At 67.2% G+C, this 25137-nt stretch carries 22 protein-coding genes; 6 read left to right on the top strand and 16 right to left on the bottom strand.

The genetic code is table 11. The features are described from left to right. Nucleotides 1-10: 10 nt before the first annotated feature. Both AC5P68_RS16525 and AC5P68_RS16520 read right to left on the bottom strand, forming a co-directional pair. Nucleotides 11-1468: an amidohydrolase family protein gene (locus AC5P68_RS16525; protein ID WP_049403494.1), complete on the bottom strand. Its 1458-nt coding sequence runs from the start codon at nt 1466-1468 to the stop codon at nt 11-13. Between the two features lie 51 nt (nt 1469-1519). Beyond that, a complete protein-coding gene (locus tag AC5P68_RS16520; protein ID WP_049403495.1) occupies nt 1520-2221 on the bottom strand; it encodes an ankyrin repeat domain-containing protein in 702 nt (233 codons plus the stop codon). A 122-nt stretch (nt 2222-2343) separates the two neighbouring features. On the opposite strand from AC5P68_RS16520, the gene AC5P68_RS16515 reads away from it, so the two are divergent. Then, entirely contained in the window at nt 2344-3225 is an 882-nt protein-coding gene (locus AC5P68_RS16515; protein WP_033833894.1) for a LysR substrate-binding domain-containing protein, read from the top strand. Between the two features lie 132 nt (nt 3226-3357). Then, nucleotides 3358-3795, top strand: a complete 438-nt coding sequence (locus AC5P68_RS16510) for a DUF3806 domain-containing protein (protein WP_049403496.1) — start codon at nt 3358-3360, stop codon at nt 3793-3795. A gap of 78 nt (nt 3796-3873) precedes the next feature. Here AC5P68_RS16510 and AC5P68_RS16505 read toward each other — a convergent pair whose 3' ends face one another. Next, nucleotides 3874-5034 carry an amidohydrolase family protein gene (locus AC5P68_RS16505; RefSeq protein WP_049403497.1) on the bottom strand — a complete coding sequence of 387 codons (1161 nt, stop codon included), beginning with the start codon at nt 5032-5034 and terminating at the stop codon, nt 3874-3876. 182 nt (nt 5035-5216) lie between these two features. Here AC5P68_RS16505 and AC5P68_RS16500 point away from each other — a divergent pair, with 182 nt between their 5' ends. Then, nucleotides 5217-5858: a hypothetical protein gene (locus AC5P68_RS16500; RefSeq protein WP_033833898.1), complete on the top strand. Its 642-nt coding sequence runs from the start codon at nt 5217-5219 to the stop codon at nt 5856-5858. An 80-nt stretch (nt 5859-5938) separates the two neighbouring features. Here AC5P68_RS16500 and AC5P68_RS16495 read toward each other — a convergent pair whose 3' ends face one another. Continuing rightward, nucleotides 5939-8665, bottom strand: a complete 2727-nt coding sequence (locus AC5P68_RS16495) for a TonB-dependent receptor plug domain-containing protein (RefSeq protein WP_049403498.1) — start codon at nt 8663-8665, stop codon at nt 5939-5941. A 217-nt stretch (nt 8666-8882) separates the two neighbouring features. Here AC5P68_RS16495 and AC5P68_RS16490 point away from each other — a divergent pair, with 217 nt between their 5' ends. Next, a complete protein-coding gene (locus AC5P68_RS16490; protein WP_049403499.1) occupies nt 8883-9482 on the top strand; it encodes a GNAT family N-acetyltransferase in 600 nt (199 codons plus the stop codon). Here the strand turns inward: AC5P68_RS16490 and AC5P68_RS16485 are convergent. Then, on the bottom strand, nt 9479-10255 hold the full coding sequence (locus AC5P68_RS16485) for a CDP-diacylglycerol diphosphatase (RefSeq protein ID WP_005413766.1): 777 nt from the start codon (nt 10253-10255) through the stop codon (nt 9479-9481). The two genes, AC5P68_RS16490 and AC5P68_RS16485, sit on opposite strands and share 4 nt — an antisense overlap. 68 nt (nt 10256-10323) lie before the next feature. After that, nucleotides 10324-10980 (bottom strand): hypothetical protein, encoded by a 657-nt coding sequence (locus AC5P68_RS16480; protein WP_044570435.1) that lies wholly within the window; start codon nt 10978-10980, stop codon nt 10324-10326. A gap of 171 nt (nt 10981-11151) precedes the next feature. Here AC5P68_RS16480 and AC5P68_RS16475 point away from each other — a divergent pair, with 171 nt between their 5' ends. Further along, nucleotides 11152-11448, top strand: coding sequence for a hypothetical protein (locus AC5P68_RS16475; RefSeq protein ID WP_005410030.1), 297 nt, complete (start codon nt 11152-11154; stop codon nt 11446-11448). Nucleotides 11449-11542: 94 nt separating this feature from the next. On the opposite strand, the gene AC5P68_RS16470 is transcribed toward AC5P68_RS16475, so the two are convergent. The 7 genes from AC5P68_RS16470 to AC5P68_RS16440 all read right to left on the bottom strand — a co-directional run bounded on the left by AC5P68_RS16470 (nt 11543) and on the right by AC5P68_RS16440 (nt 19418). After that, on the bottom strand, nt 11543-12427 hold the full coding sequence (locus tag AC5P68_RS16470; RefSeq protein WP_231522385.1) for a hypothetical protein: 885 nt from the start codon (nt 12425-12427) through the stop codon (nt 11543-11545). A gap of 111 nt (nt 12428-12538) precedes the next feature. Beyond that, nucleotides 12539-14239, bottom strand: a complete 1701-nt coding sequence (gene dld, locus AC5P68_RS16465) for a D-lactate dehydrogenase (protein ID WP_049403503.1) — start codon at nt 14237-14239, stop codon at nt 12539-12541. After that, nucleotides 14236-15375: an FMN-dependent L-lactate dehydrogenase LldD gene (gene lldD, locus AC5P68_RS16460; protein WP_049403504.1), complete on the bottom strand. Its 1140-nt coding sequence runs from the start codon at nt 15373-15375 to the stop codon at nt 14236-14238. The genes dld and lldD overlap by 4 nt, the downstream gene beginning before the upstream one ends. A gap of 4 nt (nt 15376-15379) precedes the next feature. Beyond that, on the bottom strand, nt 15380-16144 hold the full coding sequence (gene lldR, locus AC5P68_RS16455) for a transcriptional regulator LldR (RefSeq protein ID WP_049403505.1): 765 nt from the start codon (nt 16142-16144) through the stop codon (nt 15380-15382). Nucleotides 16145-16197: 53 nt separating this feature from the next. Next, on the bottom strand, nt 16198-17856 hold the full coding sequence (gene lldP, locus AC5P68_RS16450; RefSeq protein WP_111108301.1) for an L-lactate permease: 1659 nt from the start codon (nt 17854-17856) through the stop codon (nt 16198-16200). 221 nt (nt 17857-18077) lie between these two features. After that, a complete protein-coding gene (locus tag AC5P68_RS16445; RefSeq protein WP_005413774.1) occupies nt 18078-18530 on the bottom strand; it encodes an MgtC/SapB family protein in 453 nt (150 codons plus the stop codon). A gap of 129 nt (nt 18531-18659) precedes the next feature. Then, entirely contained in the window at nt 18660-19418 is a 759-nt protein-coding gene (locus tag AC5P68_RS16440; RefSeq protein WP_049403507.1) for an SDR family NAD(P)-dependent oxidoreductase, read from the bottom strand. A 447-nt stretch (nt 19419-19865) separates the two neighbouring features. Here AC5P68_RS16440 and AC5P68_RS16435 point away from each other — a divergent pair, with 447 nt between their 5' ends. After that, a complete protein-coding gene (locus tag AC5P68_RS16435; RefSeq protein WP_049431010.1) occupies nt 19866-20819 on the top strand; it encodes a helix-turn-helix transcriptional regulator in 954 nt (317 codons plus the stop codon). 372 nt (nt 20820-21191) lie between these two features. Here AC5P68_RS16435 and AC5P68_RS16430 read toward each other — a convergent pair whose 3' ends face one another. The 3 genes from AC5P68_RS16430 to AC5P68_RS16420 all read right to left on the bottom strand — a co-directional run bounded on the left by AC5P68_RS16430 (nt 21192) and on the right by AC5P68_RS16420 (nt 25068). Next, nucleotides 21192-23102: a CocE/NonD family hydrolase gene (locus AC5P68_RS16430; protein WP_049403509.1), complete on the bottom strand. Its 1911-nt coding sequence runs from the start codon at nt 23100-23102 to the stop codon at nt 21192-21194. Between the two features lie 221 nt (nt 23103-23323). Then, entirely contained in the window at nt 23324-23710 is a 387-nt protein-coding gene (locus AC5P68_RS16425) for a DUF4440 domain-containing protein (protein ID WP_033833907.1), read from the bottom strand. Continuing rightward, nucleotides 23710-25068: an MFS transporter gene (locus AC5P68_RS16420; protein WP_049403510.1), complete on the bottom strand. Its 1359-nt coding sequence runs from the start codon at nt 25066-25068 to the stop codon at nt 23710-23712. Before AC5P68_RS16420 ends, AC5P68_RS16425 begins: the two co-directional genes overlap by 1 nt. Nucleotides 25069-25137: the final 69 nt, after the last annotated feature.

Raw genomic sequence — 25137 nt, 5'->3', positions numbered from 1 at the left:
GGCCGCACCATCAATTGGCCTTCGTCGCCTCGGCATTCCACGCCGCGACCTTGGCCTTGGTGTCGGCCAGCATCTTGTCCAGCGCGGCGCGGTCATACACGTTGCCGCGCAGGATCACGCTGTCGATCTTCTCGGTGGCAGCGATGTCCTGCAGCGGGTTGGCGGTCAGCAGCACCAGATCGGCGGCCTTGCCCTGCGCGACACCACCGTAACGGTCCATCTGGCCGAACCAGGCGGGGCCGGAACGGGTTGCGGCCGACAGTGCCTGCGGTGCGCTCAGGCCTTCCTTCACGAACAGCTGCAGTTCCTGGTGCAGGGCGATGCCCGGGAAGTTGAACGAGTTGAGGAAGCCCGCATCAGTACCGGCAATGATCGTCACACCCGCTTCCTGCAGCAGCGGCAGCACGGCGGCCACCTGGTGGTACTGCGCGTGGCGCGCTTCGATCTGCGCCGGCGTCGCCTTCGCCGCGCGGTCCACGCGCCACTGGTAGGTCGCGCGCAGGCCCGGGCCGATGTAGGCCAGGTACGGGTCGTTGGCGTGGTCATCCTGGTCGAGGAAGTCGAGGATGCGACCGCCGTTGAGGGTCGGGGTCACGAATACGCCACGCTTGGCGAAATCACGGTAGGCCCGCATTGCGGTGTCACGGTCGAAGCTGGCGTCGAGGCGGCGGTTGGCTTCGGCACGGTCGATGCGGCCAGCTCCGAAGTCGGCGGCAATCTGCGCCTCGTCCTTGCTGCCGGCCTTGAACGCGTAGTCCAGGTGCTCGATCGAGGCCAGGCCGGCATCGACCGCCTGCTCCACGGTCAGCGCCATCGGGATGTGGCCCGACGCCTTGAATCCGGCCTTGCGCGCGGCACTGGCCGAGTACAGGAACAGTTCCGGCTTCAGCGTGCTGTCGGTGATCTTCACGAAATCGACCTTGTCGTGCTGCAGGCGGGCGATTGCCTTGTCGGCGTCGGCCTCGCTGCCCACTTCGATCGTGCCCTTCCAGACCGGCTTGATGCCTTCGATCTTCGCGCCGGAACTCAGCAGGCGCGGGCCGAACAGGGTGCCCTTGGCGATCTCGCCACGCCACTGCAGCACCTGCTCGGGCAGATCGCCGGAACAGTCACGCACCGTGGTGATGCCATGCGCGATGTACAGCGGCAGCAGTGCCTTGTTCTCTTCGATCAGCGCGGGGCCACCACCGAAGTGCACGTGCATGTCCCACAGCCCCGGGATCAGGTATTTGCCCTTGGCATCGATCTGGCGGGTCGCGCTCCACTGGCTGCGCAGCTGCGCGTCCGGGCCGACAGCGACGATGTCGTCGCCGCGGATCACCACGCTCTGACCAGCCAGGGTACTGGCGTGCTCGACGTCGACCACGGTGGCATTACGGATCAGCAGGTCGGCGCGCTCGGCAGCAGATGCCGACAGCGGCGCCACCACAAAGAGGATGGCAAGGGACAACGGACGGGAACGGAACATGGACAGCATCCTGGTGGGCACGCCTAGCGTGCGGGTGGAAGGGGTTGCGGCTCAGCGCACCGCGCCGTGCTGGCGCAGCAGGGATTCAATTCCGGTATAGCCGCGCTGGCGCGCGTGCGCCAGCGGCGTCACGCCGTCGCCGTCGGCAAGCTCCGGGTCGGCACCGGCCTCCAGCAGCAGCTGCACGATCTGCACCTGGCGCGCACCGCCATCGCCAAGCAGGATCGCTTCCAGCAGCGCGGTCCAGTGCAGCCGGTTGACATGGTCCACCGCCACACCGGCCCGCAGCAGCGTGCGCACAGTGGCGACGTGACCGCGCTCGGCGGCCGGAATCAGCGCGGTGCCGCCATAGCGGTTGGTGCTGCGCAGATCGGCGCCATGCGCCAGGGTCATCGCCAGGATCTCGTCCAGGCCGCGCGCACCGGCGTACAGGTAGGCGCTGTCCTGCAAAGCGTCCTTGGCGTTGACGTCTGCCCCGGCCTCGATCAGCTCACGCGCGGCATCCACGTTGTTGCCATGCGTGGCCAGCAGCAGCGCGGTGCGGCCCTGGCCATCGCGCGCCTCCAGCGTGGCGCCATCCTCGATCGCCTGTCGCACCGCATCGGCGTCGCCGCGGCTGGCAGCATCCTGCAGGCGCGCGTCTGCGTCGGCCCTGGACGTGGCGGTGCAGGCGGGGGTGACCATGGCCAGCAGGCACAACAGCAGCACGCGCGTGAACGGCGCAGGCCAGCCAGCGGAATGATGGACGCGCATGACAGTGTCTCCTCATGTCCGTCGCCACGGAACGCCGTGCGACGGTAGCAACAGCCGGGCGTTGCCGGCCCCTGCCCTGCATGGTAGAAGTCGGCCTGGGTATCCAGAAGTGAAATGTTCAAATGCAAGACAGTGCCAAATCGAATAGAACCCTGTTCGAACTGGACCTGCTGCGGGCGCTGGTGATGGTGGCCGACTGCGGCAGCTTCACCACGGCGGCCACGCGCCTGCATTCGACCCAGTCCACGGTCAGCCAGAAGGTGCGCCGGCTGGAGGAACTGGCCGGGCATCGCCTGCTTGAACGCGGCCATCGCGACGTGCACCCCACTGATGCCGGCCACACCCTGCTCGGCTACGCGCGGCGCATGCTCGACCTGAACGAGGAAATGGCGCAGGCGCTGGCCGGTGCAACGGTGGAGACCGCGGTCCGCATCGGTGTTCCCGAGGACTTCGTCAACGCACAGACCACGCGTATGCTGGCCGCCTTCAGCCGTCGCCACCCGCAGGTGAAGCTGGAGATCAGCAGCGGCCTCAGCCGCGATCTGGCGCAGGGCTTCGACCACGGCGAGCTGGACCTGGTGCTGGTCAAGCAACGCCGCAACAGCCGCCAGGCGGTGCATTGCCGGCGCGAGCCGATGCACTGGATCGACAGCCTGCGCAGCAGCTGCCTGCAGCAGGACCCGCTGCCGCTGGTCACCTTCCCCCCGCGCGGGCTGTACCGCGACGAGATGATCCATGCCGTGGAAGCGCTGGGCCTGCGCTGGCGCATCGCCTTCACCAGCTCGTCGCTGAGCGGCATCCAGGGCGCGGTGGCCGATGGCATCGGCATCAGCCTGCTGCCGCGCCGCGCGGTCAGCCGCGAGCACCGCATCATCGATGGAGAGCGCGAGCTGCCGGTGATCGACAACTACGAGATCGGCCTGCTGCATCGCGCGGACGCCGATGATGCCGTGCGCGCACTGGCCAGCGAGCTGTGGCGGCAGGTGCAACGCGAACCGGACTGACCACAGTAGATCCACGCCTTGCGTGGATGCCTTTCGCGCATCACGCATCGAAACATGGTCACTCCGGCCGTATAGCGGGCAACAATCGCCTCGTAGAGTGCCTGTTGTTTCCGTGCCCCACGGCGCCCTGCCATGTCCGATGAAATCCCTACCCGCTTCGATCCGCTGCCTGCGGCGCTGCAGACGCATCTGCAGCACCAGCGCTCGCTGATCGCCGCGCGCGTGGCGGCCGGCTTCCCGACGTTGCCGGTGCAGTGGCCGCTGGCGGCCAGCACACTGCAGCGCGTGGTCGATGCCGAGCTGATCGATCGTGCCGACTGCGATGGCTGGGAAGCGCTGGGCGTGGCATTCGGTGACACCCTGGCCCAGCGCGTGCCGGGCCTGGCCTGGATGCAGGTCACCGATGCCTGGGGCATCGACGCGGTGCTGCGTTATGCCAACAGCAGCCTGCAGATCGGCGCCAGCACGCTGCTGCTCAAGCGCGCCGAGCAGGGCGAGATCATCGACATCGCCCACCTGCTTGCGTGGCTTGAGGAATTCGTCGCCACCCGCGCCGACGATTACGCCTGACGGCACATCGGGGTAGATCCACGCCATGCGTGGATGAATGAGACCACGCGACGGTGCCATCCACGCCATGACGTGGATCTACAGCCAGCGGCCGTCGACCATCACGCGGCGCTCCACCGGCACTCCGGCCACGGCGGCCGGGCCGTGCTCGGCACGCACGGCCACGAACGTCGCCGGCCGGCCTTCGGCAATGCCATGCTGCGGCAGGCCGATCACCTGCGCGGCGTGGGTGGTGACCATGTCCAGCGCCAGCATCAGGTCGGCGTCGGTGTAGAACCCGGAACGGTAGCCCAGCAACATCGCGCGCTGCAGCAGGTCCCCATTGCCATACGGCCACCAGCAGTCGCGGATGTTGTCATTGCCTGCGAACACGCGCACACCGGCATCATGCAGCGCGCGCAGCGGCGGGAACGGATGATCGCCCGGCGCGTTGCTCATGATCGCCACACCCGCCGTGGCCAGTGCTTCGCCCACCTGCAGCGCGCGCGCCAGCGGCACTTCGCCCAGCGAATAGGCATGGCTGACCGCAACCCGCCCCTGCAGGCTGGCGGCCCGCGTCCGCGCCGCGATGCGCAGCAGCTGGGCCAGGCCGGTTTGGCCGGGCTCGTGCAGATGGATGTCCAGCTGCACGCCGTAACGCTCGGCCAGGCCGAACAGCAGCGCCAGCTGGCCTTCGGCATCACCATCGAGCGTGGTCGGGTCGATCCCGCCGAGCACCTCCACGCCCGCGGCAAGCGCCTGCTCCAGTACGGCGGCGGTGCCGGGACAGGACATCACCCCGGCCTGCGGAAACGCCACCAGCTGGATCCGCATGATGTCGGCGCAGCGCAGTGCCGCCTCGCGCACCGCTTCGAGATGGCCGAGACCGGTGCTGCCGTCGATATCGACATGGCAGCGCATCGCCACCGTACCGAAAGCACTGCATTGGCGGATCAGCGCCTCGGCACGGTCCACCATCGGTGCCGCACCCGCCACCGCCGCCTTCTCCACCGCCAGCCGCTCACGCAGGCTGTTCACCGGCTGGTGCGGGTGCCAACGGTCGCCGACGAAGCTCTTGTCGAGGTGAATGTGGCCGTCGATCAGCCCGGGCAGCACCGCGAAGCCCTGCAGGTCGACGCATTCCGCCCCTTCGACGGGCGTGGCCTCGCCATTGAGCCCGCTGATGCGGCCATCACGGATATGGAAATGCAGTGGCGCACCGTCGCGGTCGACACCGCCATGGACGAACTGGAGGCTCATCGGGAACTCCCGGAATGCCAAGAATGGCGCCATCGTGCGCCTCGCCGCAGCCATCGGCCAACGAAATATCTGGATGGCACGCATTCACCAGAACGATGACTGCCCTGCGACAACCGGTCGCAGCCACGCCGTGCACACCCCTGAACGGGTAACATGGGCGCCTGTTTCCGCTGTGATGCCGCATGGGCCCGTCCGACCGCCACGATCGTCTCCGCCGCTGGCAGGCCGCGTCCCTGCTTGCCGCCGCCCCGATCGCCAGCCTGTCCGCCACCGATGCAGCGGCTGCCGCGCCGCTGCAGTCACCGCCGGGCCAGCAGCGCATCGCCCCGGCAGCGCTGGTCGAGCGCCTGCACCAGCGCGTGCTGTCCGGGCAGAGCGCCACCGCCACGCTGGAACACTGGTGTGCCGAACACGGCCTGGCCGAACAGGCGCGGGTGCGTGCAGTGCGCGTACACGGCCAGGACAAGCCTGCCCCCACCGACGTGCTGCAGGCGCTGGGCGTGAAGCCGGGTACCGACCTGCGCTATCGCCGCGTGCAGCTGGTCTGCGGTAGCCGCGTACTGTCCGAGGCCGACAACTGGTACCTGCCCGGCCACCTCAGCCCGGCCATGAACCAGGTGCTGGACAGCACCGATGAACCGTTCGGTCGCGTGGTCGGCCCGCTCGGTTTCCAGCGCCAGACCTTGGCCGACCAGACGTTCTGGCCGCCGCGGGGCAAAGGCGACCGCGGCGTGATCCTGGAGGTGCGTGCCCTGTTGCGCGACCGCCAGCAGCAGCCTTTCAGCTACGTCATCGAGTCGTACCTGCAGCAGGCACTGCCCTAGGCGAGCGGCGCGCGCCATCACGGCGGATATCGACACAGCAGAAGGCCCGGCAATGCCGGGCCTTTCGTTCGCCTGCCGGATCAGCGGAACCGGTAGTCCAGCTGCACCCAGTACTGGCGGCCATACGGGTCGTAGTTGCCGACCGGGTAGAACGGCCAGCCGCCACCGTTCTTGTCCGCCGGCGGGCGGCTGTCACGCAGGTTGTTGACGATCACGCCCACCGACAGGTTCTCGCCGAACTGGCGGAACACGCTGGCGTTGTACGTCATGTACGGCGCGATGCGGCCACTGCCATCGGTCTTCGGCAGCGAGCCGAAGCGGTTGCCGTACAGCGTGGTGGTCCAGTCACCCTGGTTCCAGGTGATGCTGCCGTTGGCCTTGCTGCGCCACTGGTAGTCATCCAGCGAATTGCGGATGTCACGCTCCGGATCATCGGAGAACTGCCGGTATTTGTGCTCCAGCACCACGGTGTAGGCCAGGCGCGTGGTGAAGCGGCCATAGCGACCGGCATCGAAACGCCAGTTGCCCTTCAGGTCCAGGCCGCGAACCGATTCAGAGGCGGCGTTGATCGGATTGATCAGCACACGGGTCACCTGGTCCGGCTGCACGGTTGCATTGGACGGGTTGCGGATCACACGCGACAGCGCGTCCTGGCACAGCGGTGAGCCGATGTCACGCGCTTCGCCGCCCAGCGTCTTTCCCAACCGGCAATCGGCCTCGTCGCGCAGGATGCGGCTGGTATCGAGGCTGGTCACCTCGTTGTCGATGCGGATGTCGTAGTAATCGGCACTGAAATCCAGGCCAGCCGCCGGCGACCAGACCACGCCGAAGCCATACGACTTGGCCGATTCCGGCTGCAGCTGCGGGTTGGCACGGTTGCTGTAATCGATCGACAGGCCGTTGTAGTCGCAGTTGTCATACGACTGGCCTGCGGTGCGGCAGCGCCAGTAATCAGTCATGCCCGGGTTGTAACCACGCGTCTCGGTCGCGAACACGTAGTTCATGTCCGGCGCCCGGAAGCTGGTGGCAGCGGTACCACGGATCAGCAGGCTCTCGATCGGGCGGAACTCGACGCCAAAGCTCCAGGTCGCCTTGCCGATGTGCTCACCACCGGCTCGGTACTGGTCATAGCGCCCGGCCAGGGTGGTGGTCAGCGACTGCAGCAACGGCAGCTGCAGCTCCACGCCGGCAGCATAGCGGTCGCGCTCGCCACCGGCACCAATACCGGCGCTGGTGTTCCAGAATTCACCGGTGCCCAGTCGCGGGTCCGGTCGATTGCGATAGCCCTGGTTGCCAGCTTCGACCACCGCGGCCAGCGCAGCGTCGCCACCGGGCAGTGCGAACAGCCGGCCGTTGACGCTGGCGCTGACGGTCTGCAGCCACGCCGCGTTGCGGCTCTCCTGGTAGCCGGACAGGCTCTGGTACTCGTTCGGGCTCAGCGGCTGGAACAGGCGCGCGGGATCCGGCGCATAGACCTCTACGCCATTGCGCACGCCCAGCTTCGGGCCCAGCAGGTATTCGTTGATACCGGCCAGCAGCACCGGGCGGCGGGTGCGGTTCTCGTAACGCGAACGGCTGTAGACCGCCTCATAGTCCCAGCCACTGTCGCCGATCTGGCCGCGCGCGCCGACGTTGAATGACCACGAGTTTTCCAGGAAGCGGTTGGCATTGCGCGGCAGGCCACCGATTTCCTCGGGCGCAAACCGGCGGTACCAGCTTTCCAGGTTGCCGGTGGTCTGGTTGTAGAAGTAGTTGCGGGCCGAGGTCCAGGTGGGCGCACGGGTGTTGTTGGTGATGCGTGCGCTGCCCACGGCCAGATCGGCGAACAGGTCGGTGGTCTCGTTGACGTGGAAGGTCAGCAGGCCGTAGCCGTTGAGGTTGCGCTTCTCGGTCTGCACCGTCCAGTAGCTGGCGGCGGCCTCGTTGCTGCCGCAATACCAGCCCTGGCGCGGGTTGAAGGCACGGAACACGCTGCCGCCATAGATATCCGACGCCGCGTCGCAGCCATTGGCGCCCGGATCGATGTTGCGACCGGTCGCGGCGTTGCGGCGATACGCGATCGCGGTCGCCTGCGGCGCCTTGCCAGCCGGGTCATCATCCAGCGAGTCCATGAAATCGCGCTGGCGCGCATGGATCGCCTTGCGCACATCGAACTCGAAGCCGAACAGCGCATCCCAGCGCTCGCCGGAACTGCCACCAACCACCTGCGCGCGCTGGTTGTCGCCACCGCCCTGCTGGGTGCCGCCGGCCCGCACGTTCACGTCCACACCCTCAAAGCGGTCCTTGAGGATGATGTTGACCACGCCGGCGATGGCGTCGGAGCCATACACCGCCGACGCACCGGCCGCCAAGACCTCGATGCGCTCGATCAGCGCACTGGGAATGTTGGCCAGGTTGACCACGTTCACCGAGCCCTCGTAGGCCAGCGGGTAGTCGGCCTGGCGGCGTCCGTTGACCAGCACCAGCGTGCGGTTCGGGCCCAGCCCGCGCAGGTTGATGGTGTTGGCGGCCGGAGTGAAGGTGTTGCCGAAGTCCTCACCCTGCACGTTGCCGGTGTTTTCGGTCAGGGCGCTCAGCGCGTCGAACGCGTTGCGGTAGCCCTGCGCGTCGATCTGCTCGCGGCTGATCACGGTCACCGGCGACGGCCCTTCGACACTGGCGCGCGGAATGCGCGAGCCGGTGACCTTCACTTCCTGCAATGAGGTGGGTGCGCTTTCCTGCGCGAAGGCCGGCGACGAGACCAGCATCAGGGACGACAGCGCGAGCACCAGCGGACGCGGGCGCAGCGCCTTGTGGGAGGCAGACATGGGCTTCCTGGGGGAGTTGGACGGGTGGTATGGGACCGGAGGCCTGCGCGGCGCATAACGATCCCGTAACAAAAGTGTCCTGAATGGATGGTTTCAACGGAAATGACCAGCCCTGATGGACTTATGCCTGAACCGAATCAGGCTCCGCCCGGTGGTCGTCGCGTTTTTGCAATCTTTTGAATGGTCTGGCGAACCGGGCATTGCCATCGTTCCGGGGATGATGACCCCGTACCCCACATCCCCCCTCCCCCCGCTGCGCCCGGTGTTGCGCCGTCACCTGCTGCAGCTGCAGGCCGCACCGGTCACCCTGCGCCCGTTCCAGCGTACCGACCTGCCGCGCTGGCGCCTGTTCGATGACCGCCGCCGGCGCGGCCGCCGCCATCCGGCCGGTATCGACGAAGAAGCCCGCTTCCTTGCCCACATGCATCGCTCGCGGCTGGAGCAGGACAACGACCAGCTGCTGCTGGGTGTGTTCGATGACGAGCACGGCACTGTCCTGGACCAGCTGCATGTCCGCCTGCAGTCCCTGCATACGCGCTGCGCCGAGCTGCTGTCGCTGCAGCATTGGCACCCGCACGTGGATGCAGCGCTGCGCGCGCTGTGCCCGTTCCTGTTCGAGGATGTGGGCGTGCACCGCCTGTTCGTGATGCTGCCACCGGACTGCAGTGACCCGTTCGCCACTGCGCTGCACGCCTTCGGCTTCGAGCACGAAGGCCTGCTGCGCGACCATCATCTGGATCTGGATGGCTGGCAGGATCGCCAGCTGCTGGCGCTGACTGCACCGGTCTGGCGCAGCCGCCAGCAGCCACCGGGTTAGCGGACCCGCTCCAACGCGTCGCCTGCGCCGGTCAGCACCGAGCAGGCGTGGTCCTGCAGTTCTTCGGCGCTGGCCTCGTTGCCGGTGCCGGCGTCCACCCGGGTCGCCAGCAGGATGAAGCCCGGGCCGCCCTGCACGGCGTCCCGGCCGGCCACGACCAGGCTCCACTGACCAACGTCGTCCACGCCTGCGAGGTCGTAAGCCAGCAGATTGAGCGGATTGGCGGTCAGTTCCGCGCCCGCCAGCAGGCGTGCCTGGTATTGATGGCCGCGCAGCAGGACCGGCAGCGGTGCCCAGCGGCTGCCGAGGGCGGCAGCATGCGTGTCCAGCGCCTGCAGCACGTCGGCGCGCAGGCAATCCACGTGGATATGCAGCTGGTGCTGCGAGCGGCCGTGCGGCGAGTTCAACGCCAGGCTGGCGACGTTGCGCGGCAGTGGTTGCCGCAGGGCCTGTTCGGTGTGGCTGCGCGCCTGCCAGGCGGCAGCGAAGTAGTTCGGTGCACCACGCTGGTACAGGCTGCGGCTCTCGATACCGCTGACCTTGTCCAGCGGCATCAGCAGGAACTGGTAGTCGCCGTGCGCATCCTTGACCAGCACATCGCGGCGGTCTGCGGCTGTCTCCACGTGCAGGCAGTCGCCGCGTGGACCTTCGGCGCCCCGGCAGTCACGTTCGATCAATCGCCACAATGCATCGGAATGGGCCGGCGGCGGCGGCGCACTGGCACAGGCGGACAACAGCAGCAGGGACGACAGCAGGAAGGGGCGCAGGGACACGGCAACGACTCACGGAGCAGGCACGGCAGACAGCACCGCGCTGCATTCTAGCCAGTGCGAAGCTGCAATCAGTAGGTGCCGAACGGCACTTCAACCACGATCGGGGCGGCACCCTCGCCGGCCTGCAGGCTGTAGCGGTCCAGCGCCCCATCGTCATCGGCGTGCGGCTGGCGCTGGAAATGCAGCGGGTAGCGGGTGTCCCCCAGGCGCACGGCGCTGCCGTCGGCCTCCAGCGCGGCACCTTCCGGAATCAGCAGCCCGCCCAGGTCACTGTAGGCGCCAGGCACATCGGCAAAGCTGTAGTCGGCCAGCTCGTCCACCCGCTGCATCGCATAGACGTGCGGCACATAGGGACGTGCGGGGCTGCGGCCATTGCTCAGGTCGGTCACCCAGGCCTGCGGCAGGTGGTACTGCTCGCGCAGCGCGGCCACGCCCAGCGAGGGGCTGGCCACCTGCAGGCAGCACACCGTGCGCTTGCCTTCGCGGTCAAGAATGGCGAAACGGTCACCGCGGGTGGCCGCCTGCGGCAGCATGGCGAAGGCCAGGTTACGCTGGGCCGGTGCGTAGCCGGATTCGGTCTGCAGGTTGCGCCAGGCACCGAATACCGGGGTTTCGACCGGCGCGGGTTCCGGATCGGCAGCGGAGGCGGCAAACGCTACGCCCAGCAACGACAACACCAGCGCCGTCATCGTCTTGTCCTTGCCGCGGAAACTGCCTGCCGTCATACCGTATCCAACACCTGCGCCGGAAAGGCCCGGCCTGCCCGCTGGCGTATTGCCAGCCATTGCTCCCACTATGCAATGACCACGCTGTGCCGGCAATGACCGGGGTGCTGACGCCTTTCGCACGCTCGGTGCTATCGTTCCCGCCATCTTCCCCTGCGCAGGAGCGCTCGCATGTCTGCATTCCGTCTGTCCCTGTTGCTGCCGGCCTCTGCCCTGCTGCTGTCGGCCTGCGTCAGCACCCCTGGCCCGGAAGTCAAAGGCAGCGGCCGCTGCGACGCCAGCCAGCTGGGCTGGGCGATCGGCCAGCCGGCCAACGAGCCCAACATCCGCCGCCTGTCCCGCGAGAGTGGTGCCGGCCTGGTCAACCCGATCGGCCCCAGCACCATCACCACCAAGGACATCCGCCAGGACCGCCTGCGCGTGTTCGTGGACAAGGACAACGTCATCACGTCCACGCGCTGCGAGTAAGCGCCACCACCGCATTTGTAGGGTCGAGCCATGCTCGACTGGCTTTTCGCGCCGCCCATCCGAAGACCCGTCGAGCATCGGTCGACTCTACAATTCAGGGTTCGGTATAGCCGGCACAGTCCGGCAGTGCCTGGTCCGGGTGGAACATGCCCGCCCCGAAGCGGAACAGCCGCGTGTAGGTACACGCCGGGTCCTGTTCGATGCGCAGATCCTGCTTCTTCAGCGCCCCCCTGGCCAGCGAATCCTCGAAGCGCGAAACACCGGCCGGGTACCGGGTCGCCACGGTCTGGTAGCGCAGCACTGGCATGCCCTCGGCAACCGTATCCAGCGCCAGCTTCGCCGAGAACCCGTATTCGTCGTGGCAGGCACCGGCGCGCTGCTTGATGTCCTGCTCGCTGAAACAGGCGCGGATCATCGCATTGCCCAGCCATGGCACGGTCAGCACGTCGTCGTCCACCTGGATGTCGTCCTGCAGGTGACGCACGCGTGCCAGCTGCAGCGTGGACGCGTCGGCACCTCCACCGGAGTACATGGTGCTGAACTTGACGATGCCACCCACCAGCACATTCTGGCGGGCGCGCTGCTGCGGGTCGGTCACCGGTTCATCGCTGCCCACGCCAGGGGCCAGCCTCACGATCCATGGCCACAGCGACAGCTCGCTTTCCTGCGGCACGTCGATGCTGACGTGGTAGGTGTGCGGCTTGCCCTGGCCCGGTGCCTTCTCAAGCACTTCCAGCACGGTCGGCCGGTTACCCTCCTCGGCAACCGGCTGCACGCGTACGCACCAGTTGCCGTCCCGCGTGCAGTCATAAAGCCCCGACGGTCCAGTCTCACTCGCGATCAGTACCTGTCCCAGCGGCTCCATCACGTTGCCGGCGGCATCGCGCTGCTGCGGCAGGATCGCGCTCTGGGCCAGCGCCAGCAGCGGGGTCGCCAGCAATGCAGTGCACAGGGTGGCGCAGACGGCGGCGGTGGGCATGGATGGCTCCTGCGGATGGGCTTCCGATGGTAACCGTTGCCCGGGCGGCGTCGAGCCATGCTCGTCTGCTGTCTGTCGGCAGGAGCAGCCGAGCATAGGGTCGGCTCTACATCATCCGCAATCGCAGCCACCCCAGCCCTTGGCTTTCGACGTCTGGCCAATGCCCGGATTGAACGTATTGCTCGGGTCCAGCTGCCTGTAGAACCCGGCCAGCGCCGGCTTGGCCGGGTACAGGTGACCGACATTGTGCTCGGCCGGGTACTCGGCACCACGCTGGTCCAGCAATGCCCACATTGCGTGCTCGATCGCCATCGGGTCTTCACCCTTGCGCGCGATGTAGTCCTGGTGGAACACGTGGCACAGGAAGTGCCCGTAATACAGCTTGTGCAGCAGGCGGCCGTCGATATCGGCCGGCAACTGCTCGAACCAATCGGCATCATCTCGGCGCAGGGCAATGTCCAGCGCCACGATGTCCTGCACCTGCCCGCGATGCACTTCGCGGTAGCGCACCGCGGCACCGGCCACGGCGAAGCGATGCAGGAACGCCTTGCGCCCCTCCTCCGCGGTGCAGTGGAAATAGCCACCTTCGTGGCCAGTGAAGAAGTCGCGCAGCCAGGCCTCGGTTTCTGCTGCGTCCTGCGCGGAGACCTTCAGCAACAGATGATGCTCATAACGCTGGCGGAACTCGCCCATGCGCTTGGGCAGGTGCGAAGGCAGCAGGCCGGTCAGCACCTGCATCACCCGGTCGGTCACCCCACGCAGGCCCAGCCGTTCGAACCAGCCGTCGACGCGGCTCTTCAATGCGAACGCGGCAGGTACACGTGCGGTGCCGAGGCGGTCGATCAGCAGGAAGCTGTCCTTGCCGTAGCGCTCGCCGATGTCGTAGGCATCGCGGTGGATGTACTCACCGGCAATCGGCAGGCGCTTGAAGCCGGTCAGCAGCTGGCGACGGATCGCCGTGAGGCTGTCGGTGCGGTTGCTGCCGATGTAGAAGACTTCGGCGGCCTCCTTTTCGAAGGTATCCAGGCGCACCGCGAACACCGCCAGCTTGCCGGCCGAACCGGCAGCCTCGTAGTGGCGGCTGGGATCAGCATTGAAGCGCGCCGGGGTATCGGCGTCGACCTTGCGCACTTCGTCGGCGTAGCGCGGATCGGAGGCTGCGCGGCCGTCGCCGTCCCCCACATCCGACGCACTGTAGTCGCCTGCCTGCAGGCGCTGCAGGATCTGCTCGGGCGTATCGCCCAGCGCGATGCCGAGATGGTTGACCAGCTGTAGTTGGCCCTGCGCATCGACCCGCGCGTACAGCGCCAGCTCGGTGTAGGCCGGGCCACGGCGCACCAGCGCGCCGCCGGAGTTGTTGCAGATGCCGCCCAGCACCGAGGCGCCGATGCAGGACGAGCCGATCACCGAATGCGGTTCACGGCCCAGCGGTGCCAGCGTCTGCTCCAGGCGGTCGAGCGTGGCACCGGGCAGGCAGAGCACCTGGCGGCCTTCGTTCAACAGCTGGATGCCGGTCAGGCGCAGCGTGCTGACCAGCACGATCGGCCGGCCGTAGTCATCGCCGTCCGGGGTCGAGCCACCGGTCAGCCCGGTATTGGCCGCCTGCAGGATGATCGCCACCCCACCCTGCACCGCTGCCTGCAGCACGCGCCACAGTTCCAGCAAGGTACCCGGGCGCACCACCGCCAGTACCGGGCCATCGCCGAAGCGGTAGCCGCGACGGAAGCGGCGCGTGGCCTTGTCGCCGGTCAGTACATGGCGGCTGCCGACCGCGTCGCGCAACTGTGCCAGCACGGCATCGTGGCCACTCATGGCAGGCTGACCAGCGAATCGCGGCCGATGTCAGCGATGCGACGCGCACCGGTCAGTGTCATCGCCACGCGCATCTCCTTGGCGATCAGGTCCAGCAGGTTGGCCACGCCGGCCTCGCCCTGCGCGGCCAGCGCATAGACGAAGGCACGCCCCAGCAGCACGGTATCGGCACCGAGCGCCAACATGCGCACCACGTCCAGGCCGGTACGGATGCCCGAATCGGCGAGAATCTTCAGATCGCCCTGTACTGCGTCGGCAATCGCCGGCAGTGCGCGTGCGGTGGACAGCACGCCGTCCAGCTGGCGGCCACCGTGGTTGGAGACCACGATGCCATCGGCACCGAACCTGACCGCATCACGCGCGTCATCCGGGTCGAGGATACCCTTGATCACCATCGGGCCCTTCCAGAATTCGCGGATCCACTCCAGGTCCTTCCAGGAAATGGAGGGATCGAAGTTGCTGCCCAGCCAGCCGATGTAATCCTCCAGCCCGGTCGGGTTGCCACGGTAGGTGGAGATGTTGCCCAGATCATGCGGACGGCCGAACAGTCCCACGTCCCACGCCCAGTGCGGATGGGTGATGGCCTGGCCGATACGGCGCAGCGAGGCATTCGGGCCGCTCATGCCGGAGTGTGCATCGCGGTAGCGCGCGCCCGGCACCGGCATGTCCACGGTGAACACCAGCGTGGTCACGCCCGCGGCCTGCGCCCGCTCCAGCGCGTTGCGCATGAAGCCACGGTCGCGCAGCACGTACAGCTGGAACCACATCGGCCGCTGGATGGCCGGTGCCACTTCCTCGATCGGGCACACCGATACGGTCGACAGCGTGAACGGAATGCCGCGGCTGTCGGCCGCGCGCGCTGCCTGCACTTCACCGCGCCGGGCGTACATGCCGGTCAGGCCGACCGGCGCCAGCGCCACCGGCATCGCCAGCGTTTCGCCGAACAGCTCGGTTTCCAGGCTCAGGTCGGACATGTTGCGCAGGATGCGCTGGCGCAGCGCGATGTCGGACAGGTCGGAAACGTTGCGCTTCAGCGTGTGCTCGGCATACGCGCCGCCATCGATGTAGTGGAACAGGAACGGCGGCAGCCGGCGTTGCGCTGCAGCACGGTAATCGGTGGAGGCGGAGATGATCATGGGGTCAACCGTGTGGGGAAGGCAGACGCGAGGCCCGCGCACGCCGGGCTTCGTTGTCATCGAGCGTGCGCAGCGTGGTGTGCACGAACTCGAGGTGGGCATGCGCGGCGGCGCGCGCGCGTTCGGGGTCGCCGGCCAGCACCGCGTCCATCATCTCGCGGTGCTGGTCGGACAGCGGCGAGAAGGTCCTCGCCGAGGTGTAGAGCTTTTCGCGGCTCTGCGAGATGTTGGTCTGCAGCAGTTCGAACAGGCCGCGCATCACCTGCAGAAGGACCAGGTTGTGCGAGGCCTCGGCGATGGACAGGTGGAAGGCTGCGTCGGCCTCCGCTTCACCGGTGGGGTCGTCCTTGCCGTGCGCGTCCATCATGGTCTGGAAGGCCTGCGCGATGCGCGTGCGGTCCTCGTCGGTGGCACGCAGCGCCGCATGCCAGGCGGTGGCGCCTTCCAGCGCATGGCGGATCTCCAGTACGTCGAAGCGGTATTCCGGGTCGCCCTGGAACAGCGGCAGGTACGGCGCCAGCGGTTCATCCAGCGCCTGCCGCGCGCGCGCCGCCGGTTCGGCCACGTAGGTACCGCCACCAACCCGTGCGGTCAGCAGGCCCTGGCTGGCCAGCTGCGCGATGGCTTCGCGCAAGGCCGTGCGCGAGACCCCCAGCTGCACCGCCAGGGTGCGCTCGGCCGGCAGCCGGTCACCCGGCTGCAGCCGCTGTTCCTGCACCAGGCCGCGCAGCTGTGCGGCCACCTTGTCCGAAATGCGTTGCATGCTCATGGCGCCATTGTGGCCCGAAGCGCGCAGCGGGTGGTCGGCCAGCCGTGCATGGCTCAGGGGATCATCCAGGTCAGCCAGTAGGCCTGGGCCAGGGTGATCAGGCCGACCATGGTGGTGAAGACCAGGCTGTGCTTGACCGTGAAACGGAACAGGTCCGACTCCTTGCCGGCCAGGCCGACCGCCGCGCAGGCAATGGCGATCGACTGCGGCGAGATCATCTTGCCGGTGACACCACCGGTGGTGTTGGCCGCCACCAGCAGCACGTCGGACACGCCGATCTGCTGTGCTGTGGTCGCCTGCAACGCCGAGAACAACGCATTGGACGAGGTGTCCGAGCCGGTCAGGAACACGCCCAGCCAGCCCAGGAACGGTGAGAAGAACGGGAACGCGTCGCCGGTATGCGCCAGCGCCAGGGCCAGCGTGGCAGACAGTCCCGAGTAGTTGGCGATGAAGGCGAACGCCAGCACCATGCCAATCGAGTAGATCGGCATGCGCAGCTCACGCACGGTCTCGCCGAAGGTCTGCAGCGCCGACCGGGCCGGCATGCGCAGCGCGATGATGGCGATCACCCCGGCCAGGATGATCGAGGTACCGGTGGCCGAGAACCAGTCGAACTTGTAGACGGCGTCATAGCTCAGCGGCGCATCCACGATCGGTGGCATCTTCTGCACCAGCTGGTCCAAGCCTGGCACCGGGATCTTCAGCACCCAGCCTTCCAGCGGGCCATCCGCCGCGAACAGCGATTTGAACGGCTTGATGCTCCACAGCGTGACCATCGCGGTGAGGATCAGGAACGGCGACCATGCCCTGGCGATCTGGCCGACGCTGTAGCGCGGCGCCTCCAGTGCCTGTGCGGTCGCCTCGGCGCTGGTTTCGGTATCGAAGCGGAAGATCCGTACCGGCTTCCAGCGGCGCAGGAACAGGGTCAGGCAGACCAGCGACGCCAGCGAGGCGGTGATGTCCGGCAGTTCCGGACCGATGAAGTTGGAGGTCAGGTACTGCGCGATGGCGAAGGAGCCACCGGCCACCAGCACCGCCGGCCAGGTTTCCTTGATGCCACGCCAGCCATCCATGATCGCCATGATCCAGAACAGCACGATGACGGTCAGGAACGGCAGCTGGCGGCCGGCCATCTGGCCGATCTCGAAGGCATCCAGGCCGGTGACCTGCCCGGCCACGATGATCGGAATGCCCATTGCACCGAACGCCACCGGCGCGGTGTTGACGATCAGGCACAGGCCGGCGGCATACAGCGGCTTGAAGCCCAGCCCGACCAGCAGCGCCGCAGTGATCGCCACCGGCGCACCGAAACCGGCCGCGCCTTCCAGGAAGGCACCAAACGCGAAACCGACCATCAGCATCTGCAGGCGCTGGTCTTCAGTCACCGACAGGATCGAGGCGCGGATGATGTCGAACTGACCGGTCTTGACCGAGACCTTGTAGAGGAACACCGCGCCGATGATGATCCACGCGATCGGCCACAGGCCGTAGACGAAGCCGAAGCCGGCCGCGCCCAGCGCCTGGCTCAACGGCATGCGGTAGAACAGCAGGGCCACGCCAAGCGCGATGGCCACGGTGATGGTGCCGGCCAGCCAGCCCTTCATGCGCAGCACGGCCAGGGCAACGAAGAAGAACGCGATCGGCAGCAGCGCGATCAGGCTGGACAACCACAGGTTGCCGGCGGGGTCGTACAGGTGTTGCCAGGGCTGCATGAAGACTCTCGACTGGATGCGGAAGGTGCCCCACCGCAGGCGGTGGATCGCCGTGGCTGATTATTGGTCGTACCAATAATGGTTTCGATCAGACCACTTGCAGCGGATTTAACCGCCACTCCGACGGAGAGCCTATTAGACCATAGGGCTAGATGCCATATTGGTCCGACCATAAAGATCGCCATGGTAGTGCCGGCCGCTGGCCGGCAATTCGAGATTCCCTACGAGATCCGTTTCTCCAACCGCCGCATCACCGCCAGCACCAGCACGCATAGCACGCTCACCCCGATCGCGATCACGTACTTGCTGATCCCCACCGCAATCCCGATGGCCGCCGCCATGATCAGCGAGCTGGCCGTGGTCAGGCCGCTGACCTGGTCCTCGCGTGACCCACGCAGGATGGTGCCAGCGGCAACAAAGCCGACACAGGCCACCACCGCTTCGATCAGGCGCACCGGATCAACCTGCAGCAGGTCGCGGTAACGCTCCTGCTGGAAATGCTCGGCCACCGAGTCGCCAAGGCCGACGATCAACGCGGCGGCCCCTGCGATCAGCATGTGCGTACGCAGGCCAGCGGCGTGCTTGCCCATCTCGCGCTCGACGCCGAGCACGCCGCCGAACAGCATCGCTGCGGCAACGCGCAGCAGGATCGAGACATCCTGGGTGAGTTCCATGGCAAAGGCTCCGGGGGTTTTTCCCGGAGCGTTGCTCGGCGGTCGTGGGACGGCGGTGAAGGCGATGGCACGCCTTCTTCACCGCGCGCATTCATCCACGCATGGCGTGGATCTACTGACCGCATTCGCTCACTGCGCCAGGTAGCCACCATCGATGGCGTAGTACGCGCCGGTCGCGAACGACGCATCGTCGCTGGCCAGCCAGGCCACCAGCGCCGCCACTTCCTCGGCAGTACCCAGCCGCTTCAAGGCGTGACGGCCTTCCAACGTGGCGCGCACCTTCGGGTCCATCTTCTCCAGCAGCGGTGTGCTGATGAAGCCCGGGCCGACCGCGTTGACACGAACGCCGTCGGCGGCATGTTCCCAGGCGGCGGTCTGGGTCAGCCCGACCACGCCGTGCTTGGCGGCCGCATAAGCGGTGGAACCGGCATACCCCACCTGGCCCAGGATCGAGGCCATGTTGATGATGCTGCCGCCGGTTCCAGCGGCTCGCATTGCCCGGATCTGCGCACGCTGGCACAGGAACACGCTGGTCAGGTTGACGTCGATGACCCGCTGCCAGCCATCGATCGGATAGTCACCGCTGCTGGCGGCCGGCCCGCCGATACCGGCGTTGTTGACCGCCACATGCAGGCCGTCGAGTTCCTTGATCGTGCGCTGCACCGCCGCCTCCACCGCTGCGTCGTCGGTGACGTCCAGCGCGATGCCAATCGCCTGTGCACCGGCATTGCGCAACTGCGCCACGGTGGCATCCACCGCATCCTGCTTCAGGTCCCAGACCGAGATCCGCGCGCCGGACGCCGCCAAGGTCTGCGCCACGGCCAGACCAATGCCGGACACGCCGCCGGTCACGATCGCGGTCTTGCCGGTGAGTTGGTAATCAATCATCTGCGTTCTCCATCAGTGGGGGTATCGAAGTGGCCTGCAGCAGCCAACTACCCCACCCTACGCGCGTGCCTGTGATGGCCTGGCTGACACCGCGTCTACGGGTGATCGTTCCACCCATGAAACCTCAACTCAAGTTGATGTATGGAATTACGTACGGATATGCATGCAAAACGCCGGCGTATGCTCGGCGGCATTTTCACTTTGGCCGTAATCGTCAATCGTTTTGACCCTATTGGAATCAAAAGCGCGCGAATCGAGGCGACAATGGGAAACGTTTCCAGTTTCTTCGACACACTCCATTCAATCTGGCGTTTCCCCAGCCATCCAGAGTGCCCACGCCACTGCTTCCCAGCATGCCTGCGCGGGTAACGACCGGATCTGCATCTGCGTTGCAGAGCGCGTGGGCGAGGTAATGCCAGCGTCCACCTCCAAAGTACGTGCCGAGCGATGTCCCGATACTTCACTTTTGCCGATTACCGCCGCTTTGGCCACCGTCATGGCTTCGATTACCGCGCTGACCCGGAACACCTGCGCGACGACCAGTGGGCCGGCCATGGCGAGGTCAACGAGCAGTTCCTGCGCGGCGGCATGAGCCTGATCGCCTCCGACGTCCATAATCGCTTTCCTTATGTAGCGACCGCCCAGCAGAGTCCCGGCCTGGCCATCCGCGTGATGCTGCAGGGCCAGGTCGATGTGCGCATTCCGCGACGCGGTGGTTTCACCCTGCGCGCCGGCACGGCGATGACCGCGCACCACCGCGAGCAGGTCGAGATGACCGGTGCGCATCCCGGCGAAACGCGCATGCGCGGCGTCAGCGTCATGGTGCCCGGCCAGATCGATCCGGATCTGTTCCATCTGCCGCAGCTGGAGACCGCGCTCAACAGCCACCTGGAATGCCGCCACTGGGCCATTCCGCATACCCTGCTGCCGGTACTCGGCCAGTTGTTCGACAGCCCATGGGAAGATGGCATCGACGCCTTGTGGCGCGAGGGCGTTGCTCTGCAGCTGCTGGCCGTTGGCCTGAAGGCCGAGGATCTGCAGACCGACCCTGTACGAACGCTGCGGGCCGGCCAGCGCGAGCGCCTGGAGCGCGTGCGTGCCTACCTGCATGACGAGCCCAGTCACGCCCATAGCCTGGTCGAGCTGGCCCAGCTGGCCTGCATGAGCCCCAGCTCGCTGCGCCGTCATTTCGCCCAGCAGTACGGCTGCTCGGTGTTCGACTACCTGCACGAGCAGCGCATGCGCCACGCCGAACAGGGCCTGCGCGAGGACGGCTGGACGGTCGAGCAGGCCGCCGCCGCCAGCGGCTACCGTCATCCCAGCAACTTCGCCGCGGCATTCCGCAAGCGTTTCGGCCTGGTCCCCAGCCGCTGGCGCACGGGCCCTTCGAAGGTGGGGTGAGGCCTGTGCCCTGGTAGGTGTCGACCTTGGTCGACACGCTCCCGCGCCATCGCGGATGCCGGCCAGCGGCCGGCACTACCCCACCCGCCTGAATCGACATGCCATGGCTCCGCCTTGGCAGGTGTCGATCTTGGTCGATCGGCATGCCATGGCCCAGCCTTGGTAGGTGTCGACCTTGGTCGACACGCTCCTACGCCATCGCGAATGCCGGCCAGCGGCCGGCACTACCACACCCGCCTGAATCGACCTGCCATGGCTCCGCTCTGGTGGGTGTCGACCTTGGTCGACACGCTCCCGCGCCATCGCGGATGCCGGCCAGCGGCCGGCACTACCGCGTGCTGCCGGGCTATGCCCGGCGTCATCCTCTCCGCCTCAATACACCGGCAGATCGATGTAGCTCGCCTGCGCCGCGCTGTGCCAGACCCGCTGCGTGGCCTTCTGGTAATCGCCTGGCTTGGCCAGGTACATGTTCGGCACGTAGGTCTGCGGGTTGCGGTCGTACAGCGGGAACAGGCTGGACTGCACCTGCACCATCACCCGGTGGCCCTTCTGGAACGTGTGGTTGGCGTTGGGCAGGTCGAAGCGGTACGGCAGCACCTGGTTCGCCGCCAGCGGCTTCGGATCGCTGAAGCTTTCGCGGTAGCGGCCACGGAAGATCGCCAGCGACACCGGCAGCTCGTAACCACCCATCTCCGGCGTCGACGCTTCCTGGTCCGGATACACGTCGATCAGCTTCACCACCCAGTCACTGTCGGTGCCACTGGTCGAGGCCTGCAGGTGCACTACCGGCGCGCCGCCGATGCGCAGCGGCGCGGTCAGCGGTTCGGTGATGAAGGTCAGCACGTCCGGGCGACCATCGACAAAGCGCTGGTCCTTGACCAGCCAGGTGGTCCACATGTCGCGGTCACCGAAGCGGACCGGACGCGGCACGAACGGCACCGGCTTGGCCGGGTCGGACACGTACTCCTCGAAGTCACCCTCGCCCGCCGCCGGCGCCTGGAATGCCAGCTTGCCGCCGGCCCGCAGGTACAGCGGCTTGCTGCTGGCGGCACAGCCCTTGTCGCAGCTGCGCGGCCAACCCTTCAGGCGATCCCAGTGGTTTTCGCCGGTGTTGTAGATCAGCACCGGCGGCGTGTCCGCCTTCGGCGCACCGTCCACCAGGTACTGGTCGAAGAACGGCTTGAGTACATCATGGCGGAACTGCAGCGCGGTATCGCCGTCGAACTTCAGCGCGCCCAGCTCACTGCCGCTGTAGTTCACCTGGCTGTGCCGCCACGGCCCCATCACAAGGTAATTGCGGTTGTTGCCGCTGTCGCGCCCTTCCATTGCCTGGTAGGCGTGGTTGGCGCCCCACATGTCCTCCTGGTCCCACAGGCCCTGCAGCCACATGGTCGGCACCTTCAACGGTGTTTTCGCCATCACCGCGTCCAGCGCCTGACCCTGCCAGAAGCCGTCATAGGCCGGGTGCTCGACCAGCTTCTTCCACCAGGTCAGCTGGTCCACGCCGGTGAAGCGCGCGTAGTCGCCAGCCGAACCGATCCGCAGGAAAGTGCTGTAGTCGTCATAGCCGAGGCTGGGCAGCGGCGTACCCTTGCCGCGCTTCTCGGTCTGCATCGCGAAATAGTTGAAGTTGACCTGGCGGAACGCACCGTAGTTGAGCCAGTCGTCGCCCATCCAGCCATCGACCATCGGGCTCTGCGGTGCGGCCACCTTCAGCGCCGGATGCGGGTCGGTCAGCGCCATCACCACGGTGAAGCCCTCGTACGACGAGCCGAGCATGCCGACCTTGCCATTGCTCTCCGGCACGTTCTTCACCAGCCAGTCGATGGTGTCCCAGGCGTCGGTGGAGTGGTCGACTTTGGTGTTGTTCAACGGCCCGCGCAACGGCCGGGTCATCACGTAATCGCCTTCGGAGCCGTACTTGCCACGGATGTCCTGGAACACGCGGATGTAACCGCCGTCGACGAACACCTCGTCGCCCTGCGGCAGCAGGTCGCGCATGCGCGGCGAATCACTGCGGCTGGCGCGGCCAGCGGCATCGTAGGGCGTGCGGGTCAGCAGGATCGGGGCATTGCGGGCGCCCTTGGGCACCACGATCACCGTATACAGCTTGGTGCCATCGCGCATCGGCACCATCACCACGCGCTTGTCGTAGTCACGACCGACATCGGGGGCAACGAAGGGCTTGCCGCTGATGTCCGGGGTCATCGGCGGGGTATCGGCAGCCAGCACGGTGCTGGACAGGCAAAGGGCAATGGCTACAGCGACGGCACGCACACGCATGGACAACCCCTCCCGGCAGGAAAGCCTCAAGCCTACTCCTGCCTTGAGCCGTGAGGTGTGGGCGGGCTTTGCATTCTGCGGCGGATGCAGGCAGGACTGATGGCACATGTGCCCGCAGTGCCGCCGCGCTCGCCAACAACCGGTAGTGCCGGCCGCTGGCCGGCAACTTCATGATCCTGGGGCGCGTTACGCGGTTGCCGGCCAGCGGCCGGCACTACCGGTCAGGCCATCGGCACTTCGTGCAACGCAAGCCAACGCCAACGCCCCTGCTCCTGGCGCAGCACCGCCAGCGACTCTCGCCATGTGGGCTGGCCGCCATCGAGCGAATGCCCTTCGCGATAGCGCAGCACCGCCAGCGGTGATGGCGCTTCCACCGCCTGCACGGCGTCGATGGAAATCTGCAGTCCTGGACGCGCGCCATGACCGCCCGCGAACAGTGCCTGCACGGCCTTCCGGTCCAGCCTGCGACCCGCGATGCCGACCATGCTGAAGTCTGCACAGAAGTGCGCCACCAGATCCTCCAGCGCATCCGCAGCCACCTCGGCCCGGAACCAGGCCTGCAGTTTGTCGTGCAGGTGGTGGATTTCATGTTCTGCGGTGGTAGCCATCAAGTGTTCTCCGGTTGCGAAAGGGTGATCCTCTGCGGCCGACGCAACAGCGCCAGGGGCAGCAGGGTCAGTACCGCGGCCAGACCCAGCGCCATGCCGGTGGCGTGGGCCGGCAGCCATTGCATGGCCAATGCCAGCAGCAGCGCAATGGCGGCAGTACCAAGGCAGAAACTGAGCTGACGGTTGAGGTTCCAGAGGGCACTGGCATCGCCCAGCGCCTCACCTTCCACACCCTGGAAGGCCAGCGTCTGCGCGGTGCTGCTGCACAGGCTGCCGCCGGCGCCCATGAGCGCGAACAGCAGCCCGGCCAACGCGAAGGCCGGCTGCGGCAGCAGCGCCATCAACAGCAGGCCGCTGGCCTGCAGGAGCATGCCCGCACGCAGTACCGTGGCCGGGCCGAAGCGCGCCAGCAGGCGCTTGCTGGCCGTGATCGCAATGGCCGAGGCCAACGCCCAGGGCAGCATCAACCCGCCGATGCGTGCCGCGCTGTAACCGGCCTGGTGCAGCTGGAGGGTACTGACCAGCTGGCTGCCGATGAACACACCGGGCACTGCCAGATAGACCAGCATCGCCAGGCGCAGGCCCCGATGGGACAGCAGCGACCAGCGCAGCAGGGGCTGCGTCTGCTGCCGTGCATGCCGCAGGTGGGCCGCCGCCAACAGCATTGCGATCAACAGCAGTACGGCACCGGCGGCCCGATGGCCGGGTTCACCCAGCCAGGTCAACGCCAGCAGCAGCGCGCCCAGCGCCAGCATCGCGGTGGACAGCGCATAGGCCTGCAGGCGCGGCGCACTGCGCGCGCCATCGGCCGGCATCCAGGCCAGCACCAGGCTGATCGCCACCACCGCCAACGGCAGGCTGGCCCAGAGCACGCCGCGCCAGGACAACCACTGCACCAGCAGCCCACCGAGCGCTGGCGCCAGTGCCGGCACCAGCAGCGCCACCAGCAGGATGCGGCGGGTCAGCGCGCCACGCTGGTCGGACGTGCATTGTCGGTACGCTGCCGCCTGTGCCACCGGAATCAGCAGGCCACCGGCCAGCCCCTGCAGCAGGCGCCAGCCCAGCAGCCAGCCGATACCCGGTGCTGCGCCGGCCAGCACAGCGGCAACCGCGAACAACAGCAACGCCACCAGCAGCAGGCGACGCTCACCACAGCGCGCGGCCAACCAGGGCGCCAGCGGAATCACCACGCTCAGGCCCAGCATGTAGGCGGTGCCCACCCAGGCCAGGGTACCGACATCAGCGTGCAGTTCCGCTGCCAGTGCCGGATAGGCCACCGTGGCGATGAACATGTTGACCAGATCCAGGGCGAACACCAGCAGGAAGATCGCCTCATGGCGCAGGCGGGGGGACGGCATCGGCGGCGCTCCAGCAGGGAAGCGGCCAGCATGCCGTGCGGGCCTTGTTGGAAAAACACGACAGCAACT

This window comes from Stenotrophomonas sp. YJH_SMC_58 (assembly GCF_059369635.1).
This window is presented reverse-complemented; position numbering and strand designations above follow the sequence as displayed.